This is a genomic window from Sorangium sp. So ce124 (assembly GCF_051525235.1).
Lineage (GTDB): Bacteria > Myxococcota_A > Polyangia > Polyangiales > Polyangiaceae > Sorangium > Sorangium atrum.
Map to the genome: position 1 here is coordinate 4,946,576 of NZ_CP150312.1, position 22,224 is coordinate 4,968,799.

The following is a 22,224-nucleotide window of genomic DNA, read 5'->3' on the forward strand; positions in this document are numbered from 1 at the left end:
AACACCGCACGGCGAGGACGTACAGTTAACCTGGAAACCGCTTCGGGCGGGCGCCGAGCGGCGACACCTGCTCATCATCCCTCGCGACGATCGCGCTTTACAGGCGCGCCCAGACCGTTAAAGAAGGCAAATCATGAAAACACCGCTCACCACATCGACCCGTCCTCGCCACCTCGTGACGCGACTCCTTGAACAGCCGGATCTCGTCCACCTCGTGCAGGGCCTACCGGCCCCGGTGCTCACCAAGCTTATTCATCACATCGGCCTGGAAGACGCGGGCGAGATCGTCGCGCTCGCGACCACCGCGCAGCTCGAGGGAATCTTCGACGAGGATTTGTGGCGCAGCGAGCGCCCGGGCAAGGACGAGACGTTCGACGCAGATCGATTCGCCCTCTGGATCGAGGTCATGCTCGAGGCCGGTGAGGCGTTCGCGGCGCAGAAGATCGCCGAGCTCGACGAAGACTTCGTCACGCTGGCCCTGTGCAAGCACGTCCTGGTGATCGACATCGACGGGCTCTGCGTGCAGATGTCGAGCTCGGCGCATTCGGACGATGACGATCTCGTGGAAAAGGCGCTCGAGGGCTGTCTGTACCAAGAGTTCGAGGAGTTCCGGGTCATCGCCAAGAACCACCGGAGCTGGGAGCCCATTCTCTCGGTTCTGGTCGAGCTGGACAAGGAGCATCACTCCCTCCTACGAACGCTGCTCGATAGGTGCTGCGCCATCTCCTCCGAGTACATTGAAGAATCCGGCGGTTTGTACGACGTCCTCACCTCCGAGGAAATGCTGGAGTCTGACGTGGCCGGTGAGCGGGAAGATCGGCGCGAGCAAGAAGGATTCGTCGCCCCTTCGGCGGCGGCGAGCTTCCTCAATCTGTCGAGGGTCACACCCCTGGAAGAGACACTGCAGTCCCGAACGTACGACGCCGTCACGCGCGCCCATTTCCGAGCGGCGGCGGTGAAGGCTCGACCCACCGCAGCGGCGGCTCGGCGGTCGGACGCGCTCGAGGCGAAGAATGCGGCGAATCCGCAGAGCCTCAAGAGCTTCCTCGAGGTTTTGCGCGACGCGGACGTCCTGCCGCCTGCGACCGAGCCGGGGCTCCTCACGGCCGGCGCGAAGCACGGGGAAGACCTCCCGTTCACGTCGGCGATCCGCGAGGTGAAGACGCGCGACGCGGAGATCTATGGGAAGCGCCTGATGGAGCTGAGCTACCTCGTGAACGTCCTCATCTCCGGATGCAGCTACAACGGCGGTGCGTTCCGGCCGTTCGAGGCAGTCGAAGCCGCCATCTGCACGTGCAACCTCGGGCTCGAACAACTCCTCGGGGAGCGATCGGCGCGCAAGAAACCGAGCCCGGACGAGCTGGTGTCGGCGATCATCGAGCACGATGCGGTGAAGATTTTCATGGCCGGGTGGAACATCCTGCATCACCGGGTATCGCTCTTCGCCGCCGACGCGATACGGAAAACGCTGACAAAGCTGGCCGCCGACCAGTCCGACGCGCAGACGGCCCGGGAGATCGAGCGCGTGGCCCTCGGGCTCGGGGCGGACGCCGACGCGGGCAAGCCGTGGCGCTCGCGCGGCAAGCTCGACCGGCTCGAGGGCGTGCTCGGGGCCGAGGCGACATCGACATTTCGGGCGCTCCTGGACGAGTACCCGACGCTGCCTCACGGCGTGGGCGAAGGATCGCGGACCACCGCGGGCCGGCCTTTGCGCTTCATCTCGACGGCCGCGCAGGTCCTGGCCATACAGACGTTGCTGAAACGGCCGGAGGTGATCGGCGCAAAGGGCCCAGAGCGCGCAGCCCGCACCGACGCCCCCGCCAAGCCTCGACTCAAGCGCCCTCGGTCTGGACCGGGCCGCCAGAAGTAGGATTCGAATTTCATCACTCCTGAAGCGGGTTTCGCTCTGGCGCTCGAGAGCGCGCGCGGAGCGTGCAGCGGTCCACATCGGCGAACACCGGCTGGATCCTGCGGGCGGCTTTCCCGGCGCAGCTCGCGCGGTGTACCTATGCGGCGCACGTCGAGCTGCTCCGAACTGCCCAAGCCCGGGTGAGCTGCCCACCCCGCCCGCGGCTCACGTGGGTGCATCCGGGGGCCAGGCGGTGTACGCTCGTGTGGATCACACGGCAGCAAGACCGCACGAGACCCGGGAGACGACCATGGCCCGCACTGCGCCTGTACCGAACATCCCCGCCATCCCTGGAATGAACCCGGGGGTCTTCATCATGGGAGGGGGCGGGGCCGGTGGCGGGGGCGGTGGCGCTGGAGGAAACGGCTCTGGCGGTAAACAGGGCGGCAATGGATCCAACGGTGGCAAGGACGCCAGCGGCGGCGGGAAGTCCGCGTGTGGCAGTGCAGGCGGCGACGGCGCCGGCTGCCCGAACCACCACGGCGGCAAGAAATCGGGAATGGCTGCGAAGGGCGACCCGGTCGACGTGGTGACGGGCCGGGTGTTCACGGTTCCCGCCGTCGATGTCGAGCTTCCGGGACCGCTGCCGCTGTCGATCGTGCGGTCGTACACCACCGCGGCGTTCGAGCGCGACGTCGGGCTGGGGTTCGGGTGGAGCCACTCGCTGGCGTGGGAGATCGAGGTGCGGCAGCGCATCATCCGCGTCTGGACCGACGATGGGCCGGTCGATGTCGAGGCGATGCCCGTGGGCGCCGGCGCGCCGGGCCCCCACGGCTGGGTCCTCGCGCGGGAGGAGCGCGGCTTCGTCCTCGATACCGGCGGCGACCGCTGGTACGTGTTCGCCGAAGCGACGGGGAAGCGATACCGGCTGACCTCGATCAAGGACCGATACAACAACGAGATCAGGCTCTCGTACCGGGAGGGCGTGCTCGCCGGGATCACCGACAGCGTCGGACGGCTCGTCCGGGTCCGGCGGACGCCCGACGGGCGCATCGGCGCCTTCGAGATCAAGAACGCGCGGGAGCGCGGTGTCTGGGTGCCTCTCGCGCAGTACAGCTACGACGCGGCCGGCGATCTCTCGTCCGCGACCGACGCCGACGGATACACGACGCGCTACACGTACCAGGAACACCTCCTCACCTCCCATACGAGCGCCACCGGGCTCACGTTCTCATTCCGCTACGACGATCGGCGTCGCTGCGTCGAGACGTGGGGCGCTTACGACGATGGGCCCGACCGCAGCCTGGCGGAGGACGTCCCGACGCACCTGGCTGACGGGAAGACGGTCGCCAGAGGCATCTACCACTGCAAGCTGGAGTTCGGAGAGGACGGATACGTCGAAGTCGCGGACTCCATCACGGTTCATCGCTACTTCGGGAACCGCTTCGGCAAGCTCGACAAGGCCGTGAGCGCCGGGGCCGTGTTCAGCCGGACGTACGACGAGCACGGGCACCTCCGGACGTTCATCGATCCGGTCGGCGCCATGACCGTCTGGCAGCGGGATCGCCTCGGCCGCGAGCTCTCCATCACCGATCCGCTCGGCCGAATGACGAAGATCGAGCGCGATCCGGACGGACACATCCGCCGAGCGATCGATCCGGCGGGCGGCGTCACCGAGATCGGGCGGACGCCCGACGGGCTCATCTGGACCGACCCCCTCGGGGCGGTGTTCCAGGTGCGCCAGGACGGGCGCGGGCGGCTCATCGAGACGGTGGCGCCCAACGGCGGCCGCACGACGTACCTCTATGACGATCTCGGGAACATGGTCGAGAAGACCGACGCGCTCGGGGGCAAGACGCAGCTGGCCTACGATTACTGGGGTCGGTGCCGCTCGATCCGGGATACGAGCGGCGCGGTGCTGTCGTACACCTATGACAACCGCGGCAACCTCACCGGCGTCTACCGGCCCGACGGCGGGACGACCCGCTACGAATACGACGGTATGGGGGACTGCACAGCGGTCCTCCAGCCGAACCAGCAGGTGACCCGGTTCGTGCGAGGCGGCTTCCACAAGCTCTGCGAGGTGCACAAGCCGAACGGAGAGAGCACGCGGTTCCGGTACAACCGTGAGGGGCGCCTTGTCGAGATCCAGAACGCGCTCGGGGAGCGCCACAGGATCGAGCTCAACGCCGCGGGGATGGTGACCAGCGAGCGTGGGTTCGACGGGCGCGTGTCTCGAACCAAGTACGATTACAATGGCCGGATCATCTCCTTCCAGAACGCTGCGGGCGAGAGGACGGAGTACACGTACGACCTCGCCGGGCAGCTCATCGCGCGCACCTTCGACGACGGCAGCGTCGAGAGGTTCACCTACGACGCCCGCGGCGACTTGATCGCCGCTGACAGCCCCGCCGGCTCGTTCACCTATGAGCGCAACGCCGTTGGCTGGGTCGTGTCGGAGACCCAGATCGTGGGCGGCGAGGCCGCGACCGTCCGACGCACCTTCGATCTCATGGGTGACGTCGTCGAACGCACCACGTCGCTCGGTCACTCCGCCAGGTGGATTCGCAACGTCGGCGGGCTCGCCGAGAGGGTGATCCTCGACGGAAGAGACGAGATCCGGATCGCGTACGACGCCGCGGGGCGTGAGGTTTGCCGCGCCCTGCCGCGAGGCGGCCGGATCGAGAGCGTGTGGGACGTGATGGATCGCCTCGTCGAGCGGCGCGTCTGCTCGCCGTCGAGCCGCGTCCACGTCGGGCCGAACGAACCAGAATGGGTGGGCCCGGCCCCGGCGTCGGTGACGGTGCACCAGGCGTACCGATACTCGCCTGCGTCGGAGCTCGTCGAGGCGTGGGACCAGGCGTACGGCACGCGCCGCTTCGAGTACGACCCTGCGAGCCAGATCCTGGCGAACGTCCCGGAGCACGAGCGCGCGGAGCTCTTTCGCTACGACGCCTGCGGGAACGTGTTCGACGTTGCCGCTGGCAAGAAGGATCGCTCGTACGGTCCTGGAAATCGCTTGCTCAGGAAGGGAGACACCGAGCTCCTCTGGGACGACGACGCGCGCCTCAAGGAGACGCGGGCCAGGACCTCCGCCGGAGCGCTCGAGGTCACCCGATATGCCTGGGACGCGCGTGGGCTCTTGCAGTCGGTCGAGCGCGCCGATGGCACCGTCGTGGAGTTCTCGTACGATCCGGATGCCCGGCGCGTCGCCAAGCGGATCTCCCGGCGGCTCTCGACCGGGGAGCTGCGGCCGGAGAGCACGACGAGGTTCGTCTGGGATGGCGCCGAGCTCGTGCACGAGATCCGGCAGGTCACGGGCGACGCGGCTGCCCCCACCGTGGAGGCACGCACGTACGTCTTCGAGGCCGGCGCGCCGTGGGCGCAGCGCGCCGGGGAGGGCGAATGGTATCATTACCTGAACGACGAGATCGGTACGCCGGAGCGGCTCGTCGGCCCCGACGGCGCCGTCGCGTGCGAGCTGCGGCGGAGCGCCTGGGGAAAGGTCGAGCCCGCGCGCAGCGCGTCGGCGTCGGTGTCGACGCCGATCCGTTTTCGTGGGCAGTACTGGGACGATGAGATCGGCCTCTGCTACAACCGCAACCGCTATTACGATCCAGAGGTGGGTCGCTATATCAGCGCGGATCCAATCGGGATCTTCGGCGGTCTCAATGGATTCGCCTACGCGGAGAACCAGCCGACGCGGCTCGTCGATCCGGACGGGCTCATGGCCAAGGCCGGGACCGAGATCGAGACCGCCGGCGGCAAGACGCACCGCGGATCGAGCGCGTTCGGGGGGCCGCTCGACCCCGCGCTCCAGACCGCGGTCAACAATGCCCACAAGAAGTTCGACGACGGCCAGGTGGCGGGGCCGAAGCCATCGAGCGCCGGACAGTGTGCCGAGATCGAGGCGCTGAACAACCTGGCGAAAGACATCCGGCAGGACCGCCAGAAGAACGGTAAGACATTGAAAGACCCCGCGTCCGAAGACACCGAGATCAGGAAGGAGATGCAGAAACAGGTGAAGGAGGGCAAGATGACGACCAAGACAGACAAGGACGGTCTGCTCATGGATCCGTGCAAGTTCTGCGCGCAGGTCATGCGTGAGCTCGGCCTTCACCCGGCAAACAACGGGGGCACGGGCAAGAAGAACGGTGTCATCGGCTCGGACGGCAAGGCGTGGAACGGCAATGTCTGGCACAAGGGACGCTCCATGCCGTTCAGGACCGCTCCCTCGAGCACGCCGCCCTTCGCAGGCACATGATCCCTCCTTCGCGAGCACCGGATGCGCCGGCCGCTGGCCCGGCGGCGGCGGAGCGTGGTGTCCTCGCCTTCTGGCGCGAGGTCGAGCGCTGTCGCAGCGCCCCCCTCGGCGGGAAGGCGCGCGCTGGCGCCGTGGCGGGCCTCGAAGCGTGGCTGGAGCACGGCGGCGCGCGCGTGGCGCTGCTTGGGCCGAGCGGGCGCGGTAAGTCGATGCTTCTGGGCGCCTGGGCGCTGGAGCTGGCCCGCGCGGGCCGGCACGAGATCGCGTTCGTCCCCGTGAGTCGCCGGTTCGGTACGGCGCTGGAGTCCACGGCGCTGAACCTCCTTTATGCGCGCGTGGCTCTGTTCCTCAGGTCGCGGTGGCGCACCGGCAAACGGCCGCACGGGGTCGAGGAGATGCGGCGCGTCCTCGCGACCATGATCGAGGAGGGCCGCCCGCCCGGAAGCAGGCCGCTCGTCGTCATTCTCGATGGGGTCGACGAGGGCGTCGCCTGGACCCTCGATGCAGCGCAGCGATTCCTGCGAGACCTCGGCCCCGGCGTGCGCGCGGTGCTCTCGGCGCGCTCGAGCGAGGCGCTCGGAAGGCTCCGGGAGGGGACGGAGCTGGTCGCGCTGCCGCCGATCGATGTCGCGGAGGCGATCGGGCGGAGGCTTGGCGAGCTGCCGGCCAGCGTGAAGGACGACGTCGCACGGGTGAGCGGCGGGGAGCCGCTCCTCGTGGAGGCGCTCGTCGAGGCCCTCTCGCAGGATCCCGCGGCTGTGGCGCTGCCGCTCGCAAGCGCTCCCGCCGGAGCTCCGGGGGTTCTGGATCTCTGCGCCGGCGGCATGATCCGCTCCGTATTGCCATGGCTTGCAGGCGCGCTCGCGCCGATCGAGGTGGAGGAGCTCCTCGCGATCTCGACGGTGAACGGCGGCGCCTGGAACGAGCTGAGCGGACCGCTCGTCGCCGCTGGAGAGCCGGGCCTCGCGCTCCGTCACCCGGCCTGGGCCGAGGCCATCGAAGGGCGGCTCGCGCCGCATGAGCGTGCGGTGGTCGATCGCCGGTTCGCCGACCACGGGAAGCGCGCGTTCGCCTCGGGCACGGTCTCCGACTACGTATGCCGGAACTGGCGCGCTCACCTGGAGCGGGTCGGCGCGAGCCTCGCAGAGCGGATCGAGCTGGTCTCGAGGGCGTGGCTCGACGTGTGGAGGACACGCCCGGATGGCTCGTCCGGGTTCATCGCCGACGTGGACGCGACGGCGGCGTGCGCGGCGAGCCTTCTGGTCGATGCCGCGGCCGGAGGCGATGTCGTGGCGGTGCTGGCCGCGCGGGTCCGCTGCCTGCTCGTGACGAGCTCGGTGCGGACGATCCTTGGCTTCGAGGAGACGCGGCGTGTGCTGGCTGCGCAGGCCGCGCAGGACGACGAGGAGGAAGAGGAAGGGGCCGAGGGAGGCGAGGGCTCCGCCGGACCCCACATCGAGATGCCGCGCGTCGGCGAGGACGTCCTCGAGGTCGGGCGGCCGATCGCCGACGCCGCCGAGCGCGCCGGTGCCCTGATCCGGCTGGCGTACGAGCTGCCCGACGCCGAGCGCGCCGTCGTGCTCGGCTGGGCGCTCGAGGCCGCCAGCGAGGAGCACGCCGAGGGGGGCGCGCTCGCCGCCTTGGCGCACGCGCTCGACGGGCAGGCGCGCGTGACGGCCGCGCGCGAGGCGGCGGCGCGGCTCGGTCGCGAGCGGACCAGGGAGAGCCGGCTCGCGCGCGTGTCCCTGGCGGCGCTGCTGCCCGAGGACGAGGCGCGCGACCTCGGTCGCGAGGCGTTCGCCGAGGTCCCGGCCGACGCGAGGAGCGACGAGCTGCCGCGGCTCTCGGAGGCCGCCGCGCGATGGTCTCCCGCGGCGGTGCGCGGGCTCTGGGCATGGTCCCAGGCGCTGCCCCCCTCGGAGCGGCACATGGTCCTCGCTCGCCTCGCTTCGGGCCTGCCCGCGGAGGAGCGGGAAGCGGGCGCGTCGGAGGCGCTGGGGCTCGCCCTGTCGCTGCTCTCGGGCGACTGGCTTCCGCCGGACGCGTGCTGGAGCGTCTGCGCGCTCGCGCCGCACGCACCTGCCGGCGCCGCGTCCGCGCTGGTCCAGGCGTGCACGGCTGCGGCAAGCTTCCGGTGCCCGGTGGTGACGGCCGTCGCCGCGCGCCTCTGCGATCTGGGGCGCGTGGAGGATGCGCTCGCGCTGGTGGAAACGCTGCCCCAGCCGTCGGACCGGATCGGGGTGCGATCCGCCCTGCTCGCGCACCTGCCCGCCGCGGTCCGCGAGGCCGCCTGGACCCAGCTGTCGGGCGATCTGCGGGCGAGCGACGGCGCGCGCTTGCTCTTCGAGCGGAACGCCGCTGCGTGGACCCGGGCTCTCGGGGCCGATGCGGTCCTCGACCTGTCACGCGAGATCGGCGCCCCGTGGTCAGACCTTGTCGCGATCGCCGTGGCCTCGCCGGACGACGCGCCGGCGATTGCGCGCGATCTGGTCGAGCGCGCTCTGGAGCAGCCGAGCGACGAGGACGAGGCGCTCTTCGCGCTGATCCCGCTGGCCGCCTGGATGACCGAGCCGCACGCGCGCCGCCTCTGCCAGAGACTCCTGAACGAGCTCGGCTGGAAGCCGCGGCCCGATCTCCTCGACGACTGGACGAAGGACGACCTCGGGCACCTGGCGCCGTTGTTCGCCCGCGTCGCTGGACCGCAGGGCGTCGTCGCGGTGGCCCGGGAGATCGTCGACGTCGCGCGATGGCTGCCCTGAGCGTCCGCGTGGAGATGTCGCGCGCCGAGCCCTTCAGGCATCCTCTCCGTGGCGTATTCGCAGCTGCCACCGGGCCATAGTCGCTGACAGGCCTCGATGGCACGCGCCGCAACACGGGTCAACTGGCCAAGCCCGGGTGAGCTGCCCACCCCGCCCGCCGCTCACCAAGCATTGCGAGAGGCCGACTAATTTTCTCGTTGCAACCATCCTATTTTTTTATGTCGCGCTCGCTCTATGCGGACGATTTTGGGTGCCCATCGCGCTGGCCGGTAGGGTAGGAGTGACCTGAAACGGCTTCATGAACGCGAACATCGAAATCCAGGTTGCTCACTATCTCCGCACAGGGGAGCACGACCGGCGAGCGCTCGGTCGTGTTCCTGACGCCGCACAACGTCGAGGCTCTCCTCGCTGAGACGACCTGGCACACATGAGCGAGTACCAGTGGTACGAGTTCGTTGCGCTCGATCGTCCCCTCACGCCGAAGCAGATGGCGGAGCTCAGGGACATCTCGACGCGCGCCGACATCACGCCCACGCGCTTCTGGAACGAGTACCAGTGGGGTAACCTCAAGGCCGCCCCGGAGAAGCTCCTCGAGCGCTACTTCGATGCGCACCTCTACTTCGCCAACTGGGGTACGCGGCGGCTGATGTTCCGGCTGCCGGCGGCGCGCGTCGACGTGAAGCAGCTCCACCCGTACTTCCCCGGCGGCGCAGCGCGCATGACGAAGGCCGGCGAGCACGTCGTGATCGAGCTGGTGAGCGAGACCGAGGAGCCCGAGGACGACTTCACGAGCGACGTGTCGCTCGCGTCGCTGGCGCCGGCGCGGAGCGAGCTCCTGCGCGGGGATCTGCGCGCCGCGTACCTCGCCTGGCTCCTCGCGGTCGAGGCAGGCGACGTCGAGGACGACGAAACGGAGCCGCCGCTGCCGCCGGGTCTCCGTGAGCTCTCCGCGCCGCTCGAGGCGATGGCCGGCTTCCTTCTCCTCGACGGCGATCTCCTGTCGGCCGCCGCGGAGCCGAGCGGCGCGGAGCCGGACGACGCCGACGCCCTCCGCGCGTGGGTCGGCGCGCTCCCCGCGCGCACCAAGGATCAATGGCTACGGCGCGCGGTGGACGAGCCGGAGCTCGCGCTCGGCGCCGAGCTGCGCCGCGCGTTCCGTGCTCGGGTGCAGGCGAAGACAACGAGGGCTCCACGGACCGTCGCGGAGCTGCGTGCCGCGGCCGAGGAGCGTCGCGAGAAGAGAGAGCGCGCCGAGGCGCTCCGAGCAGAGCGGTCGCGCAAGGCCGCAGAGGCCGCCCGGACGAAGCAGCTCGACGCGCTCGCCAAGCGGCTCGACGCCGCGTGGAGCGAGCTGGAGGCCCTGGTCGCCAAGAGCGCCTACGACGAGGCGCTGAAGCTGGCGATCGACCTTCGCGACCTCGCCGCCCGCGACGGCACGAACGCAGCGTTCACGGAGAGGTTTAAGGCGATGCGGAAGCGACAGTCGCGGCGCCGGGGCTTCTTCGACCGCTGGAAGTAGGAGGACGAGCCGAGGGGATGGTGAAAAGGGACGTTGGTCGAGCCAGGCGCCTGCCGCATCCAGCGGAGCTTCCGCTCGATGATGGCGTGCGCTACGGCCCGGAGACGTGGCGCGAGATCGACGGCGTCGCCTTCTGCCACTGGGACCGGTGGCTCTTGCGGCTCGCGCTGGTGGAGCCGCGCGGCCTCGATGCGATCGCGCGTGAGTTCCGTGCGCGCGCGGCGAGTCGGCGCGTCAGCACCGAGGCCGCCGAGGCGATGCTCGTGCAGGTGGTCGACCTGCGTGGCCGGCTCGCGCGCCTCGCGCGGACTCCGGAAGAGGTCCTCGATGCGGAAGAGCGAGCGAGCGAGTGGCTGCTGAAGAAAGCCTGGAAGCGGGTCTGGCATGACGGCCCGAACCGCCGCACGGACGCGATGCGCAACACGCCTCGCCGGCGGCTCGAGGCGCACGCGCTCCGGGGGAACTGGCCGCGCTTCCCGGTGTCGCCCGCGCGCTTCGAGCCCGAGCTCCACCGCGTCGTCGGCGACCACGCGTACTACGATCACCGCGCCACGGATCTGGTCGCGCACCTCCTCGAGAGCCAGGTCGACCTCCTCGGAGCGATGGCAGCCTCGGATCTGGAGCGCCTGGCGCTACATCGGGCGGCGATGACCGTGATCATCGAGAGGATGGATCTGGTCGACGACTCCCTCGCCGACATGAGCGCGGTGTTCGCGGAGAGCGAGCGGGCGTACCTCGCGCTCGCCCGCGACCATGCCGGGCTCGACGGGATCCTGCGCGACCTCCTCGAGCTCGGCGTGTGGGAGGATTACGGGTTGCTCCGCAACGTCGGCGCCTTCCTGGGGGCGCTCCAGGAGGAGCACGCGAACCTCGCCGTCCGCGAGCTCTCCGGGATCATCGCGGAGCTGCGGCGAGAGCGCCTCGATGACCAGCTCGCCCGTGCGCTCACGCTCCGCAAGGCGGTGCTGACCCCCTGGGGATAGGGACCGCGGCGATCTGGCCTCGCCCACTGGAGGCGCAACCCTTCCCACACATCCCACCCGACCCAAAGACCTGTTCCAATCCTGTTCCATCACTCCGGTGGCCTTCGGGGACATGACGCCAAGCCCCTGGCTCGCCGCTCACGGGCGATACCGCGGATCGTCCAGAAAGGCAGTATCGGTCAGCGACCGCAGGAACGCCACCAGATCGGCCTTTTCGTCCGGAGAGAGCCCCAGCTCATCGATCTGCGGATCGGTGGAAAAATGGCCCAGCCCGCCGCGATCGTAATGGTCGACCACCTCCTCCAGCGTCGCCAGCGATCCGTCGTGCATATAGGGGGCGCTCGCCGCGATGTTCCGCAGACCGGGCACCTTGAATTTGCCAAGGTCTCCCGTGCGTCCGGTGATCTTCTGCCGTCCGACGTCGCCGCCCTCGAGGTAAGTGCCGTTGTTGAAGAAGCCTTCGTTGGTGAGCATTCCGGCCGGGTGGCAATGGAAGCAGCCAGCCCGCTCGGTCAGGAACAGGGCCTCGCCGCGGCGCTCGGCGTCTCCGAAGCTCGTGTCGTCCCCGCGCCGGTGCCGGTCGTAAGGGCTGTCGGCGCTGACGATCGAACGGACGAAGCTGGCCAGGGCATGGCGCAAGGACTCCTCGCCGGGAGGCCGGCCATAGGCATCCATGAACGCCTTCACATAGACGTCATCGCCGGCGACACGAGCGACGGCCTCGGCGAGCGGTAGATCCATCTCGTCGGGGTTCTCGATGGGCTTCCCGGTCTGCTCTTCCAGGGTGGCCGCGCGGCCATCCCAGAAGAAGCTCTCGCCCCAGGCGAGGTTCACCAGCGCGGGCGCGTTCCGCTGTCCCGGGCGGCCGTCGACCCCCTGGGAGACGGGGACCGGATCGGCAAACGCGTACTCCTGGCGGTGGCAGCTCGCGCACGCGATCTCGCCGGTGCGAGAGAGGCGCTTGTCGAAGAAGAGCCTTTTACCGAGCTGGGCCCTCGCCTCGGTGAGCGCGTTTTCGGCCGGCGCTCTGGCCGCCGCGGTGCGCGCGGGAAACCCGGCGGGGATGGCGTCCGTGACGAGCGGCGGCAAAGGTCCAGGGGCCGCCGGCCCGTCGTCGCCGCATCCGCCCGCGAGGAGCAGCGCCGCCAGGCAGATGGCCCCGCCAAAGTTGGAACTCGGCGTCACGGACCGAAGGTGAACACCGTCCGATCGGGGAGGCCGCGCCGCAGGCGCTCACCCGCGAGGAGCTCGTCTCCCACGGGCCCGGGCGGCGGGACGAACCCGGTCATGTCGACGTCCGCCGTGGCGCCCGCGAAGACCTCGTCCATGACGATCCGGACGACCTTGCCCGTCGAGCCGCTCGCGGGCACGGACAGCGCGCCTCGTACCTCGACCCTGGGCGCGAGATCCTCGACCAGGTTGCCTCCCATGTGGACCGCCGGCGGAACCGCGGCCGTCTCTCCCTCGGGATCGACGGGATCCCCCTCGTCCGGCGGAGCCACGTTGCCCTCGTAGCGCAGGAAGAGGTGGCCGGTGTGCGGCCACGTCATCTGGGAGGCTTCCGCCAGAGGCGCGACGCTCGTTTCGGGCCGGGAGCTGTTGCAGGCCTGGTGCAAGCCCCAGATGAAGCTGACGCCTTCGTAGCTGCCAGCCGGAGCGCGCAGCCGGAGCGCGGCCGAGCCCGGGTCCTCGGCGTTGTAGAAGTGGACCCCGTAAGGGGTAGGGGCGCCGTCCGGGCCGACGATATCGACGGGCACGAGGTCGCCGTCCGCCCCGATCAGCGCCGCGTGCGAGACGTAGAAGCGAACGTTGAGCGGCGTGACCGTGCTGCCGTCCGGCGCGACGTTCGGCTCGCCGAACAGGAACGGCTCACCGCCGAGGACGAGCTCGAACGCGAACTCGACGAGTGTGCCCTCGGTCCGGATGGACGCCGGCTGCTCTGCGCAACCGGTCGGCCATGTGGCCTCGGCCTGGCCGCCCGCGCCGCCGGCGCCCGGTTGGGCGGCCGCTCCACCCGCGCTGCTCGCTCCACCGGACCCATCGGGCTCGCTGCCGCCCGCACCGCCGGTCCCGGACTCGATTGGCTGATTCGAGCCCCCGTCGCAAGCGGCTGCGGCGCCCAATAGCAATCCGAACAACCGGAACAAGCCAGGAGATTTCATCGTGGGATCGATTGTACGCGATGACGCACCCCACGGGAACAGATGACGCATCGCCGGGATCTTGCTGGGCGAGACGCCGATGGGTGGTGCGAGCGGCTATACGCCGCCGGGCGGGCCAGCATCATTGTGCCAGGGCGGTGCGCGGGCGAAGAAGGGCGCTCTGCTGCATGACGGCGGGCGGTGACACGCAGGGCAATGGGGCAGCCAAGCGGCGTCCCCATCACCGCTCTGGCGCTCCTCCGGCGCTCCGACAGAGGCGTTCGTTCCAGAGCGGGCCGCCGGCAAAGTGCGACCGTGATGCGCTCGTCCCGAGCCCCGCCGCGGCCCCTCCGTCGAGCAGGGCGACCTCGGGCGGGATGCGGCTTCTCTGCGCGGAGATCACGAGCGTCGTGCCGATGACCGCGATCAACAGACCTGTCGTCTTCACCAGCCAACGTTCGCTCTTCGGGCCAGTGATCGCCTCGAACGTACGTAGGTTGACGAGCGGCCAGATCCCGGCGAGCACGTAGAAGAGACCCAGCGCTCCGGCGAGGAAGATCGCCTGTTCCCGATCACGTTTCGTGCTCACCATCGCCGCTGTCAGCGATCGCCGCCGGGCGTGGCGGAGCCGCCATGCGTGCCGGAGCCGCTGCCACCGCCGGGCGTGGCGGAGCCGCCGGGCGAGCCAGAGCCGCTGCCACCATCGGGCGCGCCGGAGCTGCTGCCGCTGCCAGGCGTGCCGGAGCGGCTTCCACCGCCAGGGCTACCGCTGCCCGAACCGGACGAGCCACGGGGCTTCGCGCCCGGCGTGCTGCACGCGCACTCGCACATGTTCTGGCCTTGCGACGTCCCCGACCTGGCGCCCTGGCCGCCGGAACTGCCCGTCCCGCCGGCGGGACCCTGGCTCGGACCGGTACCGCCCTGCCTCATGCCGGACGTCCCGCCGGCGGGACCCTGGCTCGGACCGGTACCGCCCTGCCTCATGCCGGACGCCCCGCCGGCGGGACCCTGGCTCGGACCGGTACCGCCCTGCCTCATGCCGGACGCCCCGCCGGCGGGACTCTGGCTCGGACCGGCACCGCCCTGCCTCGTGCCGGAGCCGGAGGAAGAGCCCTGTCCCCGGCCCGAGCCGGTCCCTCCCGGCTGGCCGCTGTCCTGCGCGAACGCGACGCCCGACCCGAGGGCCGCGAGCGCGACGCCGGCCATCAATCCGAAGACCTTCTTTTGCACCATGATGTCCTCCATCCTCCGTTCGCGAAGCCACCGCCCATGCCGCCGGGGCCCGCTCGGCATCGAGGCGCGTGGGCTCGACGCTCCACATCCGCGCCGAACGTTTGGGTCGAACCCGCGTCGAGGGAGGCTCACGCCTTCCTGATTCAACGTCGGAAAATGCCCCACGTACCGCGGATGGCAGCGGGCGCCCGGCAGCAGGCGCCGAGGTGCCATGGCGCGGGGTCGTCACGCCTGCCTGGCGAGCCGCCGGAGCGCGAGGATCCCGGCGCCGAGCACCGCCGCCGCCCCGAGGAGCCGGCGCGCTGTGTAGGCCCTCGACAGGGCCACCATCCCGGCCACGGCCCACGGCGGAGGCGCGCTTTGCTGCGGGGCCGAGATCGCGTGTGACGCCGCTCCCTTCGGCGCTACCGAATCGCGCTCCGCGAAGAGCTCGATCATCGCGCGCGTGAAGGCGGCCAGATCGTGCGGACCGCGGCTAGAAACCCAGTTCCCGTCGCGCACGACGGCCTCGTCGCGCCAGACGGCGCCGGCATGCACGAGATCGTCCCGAATGCCAGGCCATGACGTGAGCTGCCGCCCGTTCAGGCGCCCCGCCGACGCGAGCACCCACGGGCCGTGGCAGAGCGTGGCGATGGGCTTCCCCGCCTCGTCGATGGCCCTGACGAACTCCCGCGCCGCTCGGCTCTGCCGGAGGAGGTCGGGGTTGATGAAGCCGCCCGGCAAGAGCAGGGCGTCGTAGTCGGCCGGAGCCGCTTGCTCCACCGTCCGATCGACGCGCACCGTACGGCCGGGCCAGTACAGGTTCAGGCCGCGGATCTTCCCGCGTCGGAGCGAGAGCACCTCGACGTGGGCCCCCTCGGCGCGGAGCGCCTTCGTCGGGATCGTCAGCTCGACCTGCTCGAATCCCTCGGTCGCGAGCACCGCGACATGCAACCCTTTCAGCCTTTTCCGAAACAGCATCTTCGACCTCGTGACGCGCGAGCGCGCATCTCGGGCTCATTGCAAGGTCTATGCGCTCGATGGCGTGCCGGCGACCAAGTCCAGGAGCATCCGAGAGAACGCCTCAGGGGCGGCCGACGTCGTTCATGTGCCGGTCGACGCCCACGGCCTTCGAACGGAGGAGCTGGAGGCGCACGCCAAGCGGTTACCAGCTCCTGGTCACCCCGCCGTTCCGGTTACCACGTCCTCTGGTAACCGCCCCGTTGCGATGCGATAAATCCTTTGAGATTCAATGGTTTGGCGCTGTGGCCCGAGAGCTGCTTCAGGGGTTGGCAGGAGATCTTACCATGGTAACCGAACCGACATCCCACCGCCTCACGCTTCCCATTCTCCTCGCCACCCTGCTCGCCGCGTGCGCCGGCACGTCCGACGGCGGCAGCTCGACCGGCGACGCGCCGGCCGATCCGCCCGGTCCAGCGCCTCACGAGGGCGCCTCTCCCGGCCAGCAGGCCACGCCCGCCGTGCCTCCGGCGCCGGATCTCGCGTACCCCGGCAAGGGCTTCATCGTCCACGAATGGGGCACCGACACCGTGGTCGTCGGCTCCGACGGCTCGCTTCAACCGGGGCTGCACCACGAAGAGGAGGACCTCCCCGCCTTCGTCTATGACCGGCTCGAAGCCGGCTCGCTCGATGGCTCGATCTCGACGAACGTCAATGTGAAGATGGAGACGCCGGTCACTTACTTCTACTCCGAGGAGCCGCTCAACGCGCACGTCCAGATTTCGTTCCGCAAAGGGATCTTCACGCAGTGGTACCCCGCCGTCCGCGAGTTCTCCCCGCCCATCATCGCGCCCAACACCGTTGTTGGCGTGACGACGTACGCGGACCCGGCGTACGACCCCGAGTTCCCCTTCAGCTCGCAGATGTGCGCGGAGACGTACGGCCCGAACGCGAACGGCTACCTGCAGTGGAGTAACATCGAGGTCCTCGGGCGCGACGGCGATATCCCTCTGCCCGATGCGCCGCTCGATCGGTTCACGTGGGCTCACGCGCGCCAGGTCGGCGCCAACCCGCTCCGCGTCGCAGGCGTGCCCGGCGCGACGGAGACGCCCCAGCACGAGCGCTTCCTGTTCTATCGAGGGCTCGGCAACTTCGACCTGCCCGTCCGCGTGACGGCCGGTACCGGCGGGGCGATCTCCGCCGAGAATACCCTCGACGAGGCGATCGGCGCCGTCTTCGTCCTCAACGTCGGCGCCTCGACGGGGGCGTTCGTCGCGCACCCCCAGGGCATCGCCACGGGCGGCAGGCTCGTCGAGCGCGCCCCCTCGCTCGACGGAGCGCCGCCCCTCGACGACTTCGTCCAGTCGCTCGGCGCGAGCATGATCGACGCCCTCGACGCGACCGGCCTGTACCACGACGAGGCCGTCGCCATGGTGAACACCTGGAAGCGCCAGTGGTTCCGGACGCCCGGCGTCCGGGTGCTCTACCTCGCTCCTCAGACGTGGACCGACGCCTCGATCCCGATCACCATCGCTCCCACGCCTGCCGATGTCGTGCGCGTGATGATGCTCCGCGTCGAGGTGCTCTCGCCCGAGATCGAGTCGGCCGACGTCGGCGCGGCGCGGCGGCTCGCAGACCCGTCCCTCGCCGGCGACGCCGCGCGCCACTTCGACGATCTCGGGCGCTTCGCCGAGCCGCGCCTCCGCCGCGCGCTCGCGCTCCTCGGCGAGCCTGCGTACGGCGAGCCCCTGCTCGCCCGCATCGCGGCCGGAGCGACGGCGAGCGCTGCGCGCGAGTAACCTCTCGGCCATGCACGCCCCGCGGCGCGAGCCCTTCATGGCCCATCCTCGGTACGAGCCGGGCGAGATCCTCGGGCAGGGGGCGCAGGGCGTCGTGGGGCGCGTGATCGACCGCGAGGCGCGGGGGCGCGAGCTCGTCGCGAAGGTGTTCCGTCAGGGCGCCTTCCGCGAGGACACCCTGCTCGGCGAGTTCGCGCTGCTCGCGCGCCTGCGCATCTCCGGCGTGGTGCGGGCGCACGATCTCGGGCGGGACGAGCGGACGGGGGCGCCCTTCCTCGTCGAGGAGTACGTGGCCGGCGACGACGCCGCGGCGTGGGTGCAGGAGGGCCCGGCCGCAGAGCGCCCGGCGCGGCTCGCGGGCGTGCTCGGCGGCGTCGCGAGGACGCTCGCCGCCCTGCACGACGCGGGGTTCGTGCACAGCGATCTCAAGCCGGCGCACGTGCGGATGCGGCCCCTCGGCGCGGGCGGCGCCGAGGCCGTGCTCCTCGACCTCGGGGCGGCGGTCTCGAGGGCGCGGGCGCCGGGCGGCGCCGTCGCGTTCACCTCGGCCTTCGCCGCGCCCGAGCTGCTCGCCGGGGGCGCGCCCTCGCCCGCGTCCGACCTCTACAGCCTGGGGGCGCTCGCGTGGTGCTCGGCCGCGGGCCGCCCGCCCGGGCCCTCTCGCGCGCGGCGCCCGCTGCGCGACGCCGCACCGTGGGTCCAGCCGAGCGTGGCCGAGGTGATCGAGGCGCTGCTCGCGCTGCACCCGCGAGACCGCCCCCCCGAGGCCCGCGAGGTGCTCCGGCAGCTCGGCGTCGCGGCCGCGGAGGCCGGCATCGCCGTCGGGGCGCCGCCCGCACCCATCGGGCGGGAGCGCGAGCTCGAGGCGCTGCAGCAGGCGCCATCACGGTCAGGGCGCGTGCGCTATGTCACGGGGCCGAGCGGCGCCGGCAAGAGCCACCTCGGCCGCGAGCTCGTGACGCGGGCGCTGCTCGCCGGGCGGAGCGCCCGCTACGTGGCGTTCCCGCGCGACGCCGACCCGCTCCTGCTGCGGCTCATCGCGTTCTTCCGGGGCGCCGAGCAGGCGCCGCCGTTCGTGACGCCGCCCCGCGACGGGCCTCCGCTCCTGCTCTTGCTGGACGACCTGGATCAGGCCCCGGCCGAGCTCCGCGCCGCGCTCGACGCGTACCGGTGCCGGCCGGCGGCGCCCGGCGGCGCGGCGATCGAGGTGATCGCGACGGCCCGGAGCGCGCCCGAGGGCGCGGCGTGCGTGGCGCTCGGGCCGCTCGGCGACGCGAGCTTCGGCGCGCTGTGCCGCGCGCTCGGCGTGGACGACGAGGCGAGCGTGCGAGAGGCCGCCGTGGCGTCGGGGAAGAACCCGGGGTGGCTCTTCGCGTCGCTCGGCCGCGTGCCGCTCACGAAGGACACGGCGATCGAGCGCGTGCGCGGGCTGTCGGCCGACGCCTGCGCGACGCTCGCCGCGATCGCGATCGCGGGCGGCGCCCTGCCCGAGGCGCGCTGCTCTCTCGGGTTCGGGCGCGGCGGCCGGGTCGACGCGCTGGGCGGCGGGCAGCCGCGCGCCTCCGGCGAGCGAGCCCTCGGCGAGCTGCTCGCGGGCGCGCTGATCGCGAGGCGGGAGGCGGCGGCCGGCGCGCTCATCACGCTGTCCGCTCCCGCGCTGGCGAGGGACCTCGCGGCGGCGCTCGCCACGCCGGAGATCGCCGAGGAGGTCGCCGCGGCGCTGCTCGCGGACCCCGGCGCGCCTGCGTCGGCGCTCCTCTCGGCGGCGGCGGCGCCGTGCACGAGCGCCCGCCGCGCGCAGCTCCACGAGCGGGCGGCGGCGCGAGCGCGCGAGGCCGGGCTGCGGTCGGAGGAGATCGACGCGCTGCTCGCGCTCGGCGAGGACGCGGACCGGAGGACCCCGGCGCTCCTGTGCAGGCTCGAGCGGCTGACGCGCGACGCGGGCGTGGGCGCGGCGCACCCGCAGGTCGTCGCGTGGCTCGACGAGGCGGCGCAGGGGGACGAGCGGGTGCTCGTGCTCGCGCTGCGGCGGCGCGCGGAGAGGCGCGCGCGTGATGGAGACGCGGCGGCGGCGAAGGAGCAGGCGCTCGCGGCGCTCGCGGCGGCGCGGAGGCTCGGCGGCGGGGCGGCCGAGGCGTTCGCGCTGTCGACGCTGGGGCTCGTGGCGCTCATGCGCGCCGACTGGGGCGAGGCGGAGGCGTGGCTCGCGGGCGCGCAGGCGAAGCTGCCCTCGGCGGGCGAGCGCGTGGACGACATGGAAGGCGAGCGCGTGGACGACGTGGAAGAGGTGGCGCGGCTCCACCACAACGCGGGCATCGTGGCGCTCTACCGCGGCCAGGTGGACGACGCGGTGCGGACGTTCGAGGCGTCGCTCGCGGTCAAGCGGAGCCTCGGGGATCGAGCCGGCATGCGCTCGTGCCTGATGAACCTGGGGATCGCGCTCGGGAAGGCGTCGCGCTACGAGGACGCCTTCCGCGCGCTCGACGAGGCGATGCGGCTCGCGCGGTCGCTGGGTCAGGTGGCGGGGCGCGGCTGGTGCCTGTCGGCGCGCGCGGACATCGAGGTGCGCCGCGGCGACGCGCGCGCGGCGGAGCGCTGCATCGAGGAGGCGTGGGCGCTCGCGGCGTCGCTCCCTGCGGCGATCCAGGCCGATCTGGTCATCGCGCGGGCGAACGTTGCGTTGCTCGACGGCGACGGCCCGAGGGCGCTCGCGGCGCTCGCTGCGCTGGATCCGGGCGTGCGAGCGAACGATCCGCTCGTGGACGCGCGGGCCCAGGTGGCGGAGGCGCAGGTGTACCTCACGAAGCTGCCAGCGGAGCCACGGCGGGCGGCGCGGGGGGCGATCCGGGCCGCGCGGCGGGCGCGCGCGGCGATGCTCGCGGAGGTGGAGGCGCAGGCGCTCGACGTGCTCCGCTCGGCGCGGCCGGGCGCACCGGCGGCGGGCAGCGCGTATGCTGGCCGAGGCATGACAGCGGCGGCGAGCGGGGAGGATGAAGCGCTCTGGGCGTGGCTCGCATCGGTGGCGGCCGCGGGCGACGGCGCGAGGGGCACGGCGGACGGCGCCGCGGAGGCAGCGATCGGGCTCGCCCGCGCCCTCGTGCAGCAGTCGGGGGCCGAGCGCGCGCTGCTCGCCGTGGTCGACGAGCAGGGGCGGGTGGTCGCGGCCTGGGGCGCCGATCTCGACGGGCTGGAGATCGCCGAGGCGGCGCGGCGCATCGCGCCCGACCTGGCCCGGCTCGCGCTGAGCCAGGCCGCGCCCGTCCACTACCAGCGCGACGTGGAGACGCCGGGCGGCCGCGGCTCGCGGCTCGTGGTGCGCGGCGGCGCAGACCACGCCTCGACGGGCGCGCGCGCCCCGGCGGCGAGCGCGGTCTCGCCGGGGCCGGCGCTCCCCGGGCCTCCGCGCGCGCTCCTCGTGGTCGAGCACCGGTTCCGCCCGGCGTGCTTCGATGCCGTCACGGAGGTGCAGGCCGCTCGCTGGGCGTCGCTCGCGGGGCTCTTCCTGCGGCTCTTCGCCCGCCCCGGAGCGCCGGAGGAGCCGCGCCGCGAAGGCCCGGCGCCTGCCTGCCTCGCCTCGCTCGCGGAGCCCGCGCCCGATCTCCGGCACGCCGACACAACGGTCGTGCCCACGGCCCCGCTGCGGAGGAGCTTCCCCGGCATCCTGGGCCAGAGCGCCGCGCTGCGCCGGGCGCTCGCGCGCCTCGACGCCGCGATCGACAGCGATCTGCCCGTGCTCCTGATAGGCGAGACCGGCACGGGCAAGGAGCTCTTCGCCCGCGCGCTCCACGATCTCGGCCCGCGCCGTTCCCGCGAGCTCGTCGCCGTCAACTGCGGCGCGGTCCCCGACACGCTCTTCGAGGCGGAGCTCTTCGGCCACGCGCGGGCCTCGTTCACGGGGGCCGAGCGCGCGCGCCCCGGCCTGCTCGCTCGGGCCGAGGGCGGCACGCTCTTCCTCGACGAGCTGGGGGAGCTGCCGCTCCCGCGCCAGGCGGTGCTGCTGCGGGCGCTGGAGTCACGGCGCTATCGCCCGGTGGGCAGCGACGACGAGCGGCCGTTCGACGTGCGGATCGTCGCGGCCACGAACCGGGATCTCGCGCAGGCGGTCGCCGAGCGGGCGTTCCGGCAGGACCTGCTCTTCCGGGTGAACGCGATCGAGATCCACGTGCCGCCGCTCCGCGATCGGGAGGGCGACGTGCCGCTGCTGCTGGCCGGGTACCTGGATCGGACGGGCGCCCCCATCGAGATCGCGCCGCGCGCGCTCGCGGCGCTCGACGCCTACGCGTGGCCCGGCAACGTGCGGGAGCTCGCGCACCTGGTCCAGCGCCTGGCCGCGCTGGGCGTGCGCCGCGTCGACCTCGAGCACCTCCCGCGGGGGGTGCGGGCGAGCGCGCTGCGAGCGAGCGCGCGCCGGACGCCCGCCGCCGAGCGCCCCGCGGGCGAGGCGCGACCGCCGGCCAGCCCCGCTCCGCCGCCGGCCGCGGAGCGCCCCGCGGGCGAGGCGCGCCACGCGCCGGCCGGGGACGACGAGCGCGAGCCGATCCGCCGCGCGCTCGCGGAGACCGGCGGGAACATCAGCCGCGCGGCCGAGCGCCTCGGCATCACGCGCCACGGTCTGAAGAAGCGCATGGCGCGCCTCGGCATGCGCGCCCCCTCCGGATCGCAGGGAAAAGCGGGGTGAACCCCCTCGTGGAGGCGCTGCTGACAAAGAGGCAGGCAAACGCAGTATCGGAGGACTCTT

11 protein-coding genes are annotated in these 22,224 nt (G+C 72.0%); 7 read left to right on the top strand and 4 right to left on the bottom strand.

The window, feature by feature from the left end; translation table 11 throughout:
* Positions 1–133 precede the first annotated feature (133 nt).
* From WMF19_RS18540 to WMF19_RS18560, 5 genes are all read left to right on the top strand, one after another.
* The gene (locus WMF19_RS18540) at positions 134–1,870 is read left to right on the top strand and encodes a DUF6178 family protein (protein ID WP_437900309.1); all 1,737 of its coding nucleotides are present in this window, start codon (positions 134–136) and stop codon (positions 1,868–1,870) included.
* Between the two features lie 289 nt (positions 1,871–2,159).
* The gene (locus tag WMF19_RS18545) at positions 2,160–6,113 is read left to right on the top strand and encodes an RHS repeat-associated core domain-containing protein (RefSeq protein ID WP_437900310.1); all 3,954 of its coding nucleotides are present in this window, start codon (positions 2,160–2,162) and stop codon (positions 6,111–6,113) included.
* Complete coding sequence (locus tag WMF19_RS18550; protein WP_437900311.1) at positions 6,110–8,872, top strand: hypothetical protein; 2,763 nt, start codon at positions 6,110–6,112, stop codon at positions 8,870–8,872. The genes WMF19_RS18545 and WMF19_RS18550 overlap by 4 nt, the downstream gene beginning before the upstream one ends.
* A 427-nt stretch (positions 8,873–9,299) precedes the next feature.
* The gene (locus WMF19_RS18555) at positions 9,300–10,391 is read left to right on the top strand and encodes a hypothetical protein (protein WP_437900312.1); all 1,092 of its coding nucleotides are present in this window, start codon (positions 9,300–9,302) and stop codon (positions 10,389–10,391) included.
* Positions 10,392–10,477: 86 nt separating this feature from the next.
* The gene (locus WMF19_RS18560; RefSeq protein ID WP_437900313.1) at positions 10,478–11,374 is read left to right on the top strand and encodes a hypothetical protein; all 897 of its coding nucleotides are present in this window, start codon (positions 10,478–10,480) and stop codon (positions 11,372–11,374) included.
* A 138-nt stretch (positions 11,375–11,512) separates the two neighbouring features.
* On the opposite strand, the gene WMF19_RS18565 is transcribed toward WMF19_RS18560, so the two are convergent.
* The 4 genes from WMF19_RS18565 to WMF19_RS18580 form a co-directional block, all read right to left on the bottom strand.
* Positions 11,513–12,559, bottom strand: coding sequence for a cytochrome-c peroxidase (locus tag WMF19_RS18565; protein WP_437900314.1), 1,047 nt, complete (start codon positions 12,557–12,559; stop codon positions 11,513–11,515).
* Positions 12,556–13,536 carry an MbnP family protein gene (locus tag WMF19_RS18570; protein ID WP_437900315.1) on the bottom strand — a complete coding sequence of 327 codons (981 nt, stop codon included), beginning with the start codon at positions 13,534–13,536 and terminating at the stop codon, positions 12,556–12,558. Before WMF19_RS18570 ends, WMF19_RS18565 begins: the two co-directional genes overlap by 4 nt.
* A gap of 220 nt (positions 13,537–13,756) precedes the next feature.
* Positions 13,757–14,107, bottom strand: coding sequence for a hypothetical protein (locus WMF19_RS18575; protein ID WP_437900316.1), 351 nt, complete (start codon positions 14,105–14,107; stop codon positions 13,757–13,759).
* 866 nt (positions 14,108–14,973) lie between these two features.
* Entirely contained in the window at positions 14,974–15,708 is a 735-nt protein-coding gene (locus tag WMF19_RS18580; protein ID WP_437900317.1) for a type 1 glutamine amidotransferase domain-containing protein, read from the bottom strand.
* Positions 15,709–16,034: 326 nt separating this feature from the next.
* Here WMF19_RS18580 and WMF19_RS18585 point away from each other — a divergent pair, with 326 nt between their 5' ends.
* Positions 16,035–17,486 carry a hypothetical protein gene (locus WMF19_RS18585; protein ID WP_437900318.1) on the top strand — a complete coding sequence of 484 codons (1,452 nt, stop codon included), beginning with the start codon at positions 16,035–16,037 and terminating at the stop codon, positions 17,484–17,486.
* Between the two features lie 37 nt (positions 17,487–17,523).
* Positions 17,524–22,164: a sigma 54-interacting transcriptional regulator gene (locus tag WMF19_RS18590; RefSeq protein ID WP_437900319.1), complete on the top strand. Its 4,641-nt coding sequence runs from the start codon at positions 17,524–17,526 to the stop codon at positions 22,162–22,164.
* Positions 22,165–22,224 lie beyond the last annotated feature (60 nt).

Bases quoted from the DNA above. Each gene is read 5' to 3' on its own strand.
- WMF19_RS18540 (WP_437900309.1), top strand. From the start codon at position 134: ATGAAAACACCGCTCACCACATCGACCCGTCCTCGCCACCTCGTGACG.
- WMF19_RS18545 (WP_437900310.1), top strand. From the start codon at position 2,160: ATGGCCCGCACTGCGCCTGTACCGAACATCCCCGCCATCCCTGGAATG.
- WMF19_RS18550 (WP_437900311.1), top strand. From the start codon at position 6,110: ATGATCCCTCCTTCGCGAGCACCGGATGCGCCGGCCGCTGGCCCGGCG.
- WMF19_RS18555 (WP_437900312.1), top strand. From the start codon at position 9,300: ATGAGCGAGTACCAGTGGTACGAGTTCGTTGCGCTCGATCGTCCCCTC.
- WMF19_RS18570 (WP_437900315.1), bottom strand. From the start codon at position 13,536: ATGAAATCTCCTGGCTTGTTCCGGTTGTTCGGATTGCTATTGGGCGCC.
- WMF19_RS18575 (WP_437900316.1), bottom strand. From the start codon at position 14,107: ATGGTGAGCACGAAACGTGATCGGGAACAGGCGATCTTCCTCGCCGGA.
- WMF19_RS18580 (WP_437900317.1), bottom strand. From the start codon at position 15,708: ATGCTGTTTCGGAAAAGGCTGAAAGGGTTGCATGTCGCGGTGCTCGCG.
- WMF19_RS18585 (WP_437900318.1), top strand. From the start codon at position 16,035: ATGGTAACCGAACCGACATCCCACCGCCTCACGCTTCCCATTCTCCTC.
- WMF19_RS18590 (WP_437900319.1), top strand. From the start codon at position 17,524: ATGGCCCATCCTCGGTACGAGCCGGGCGAGATCCTCGGGCAGGGGGCG.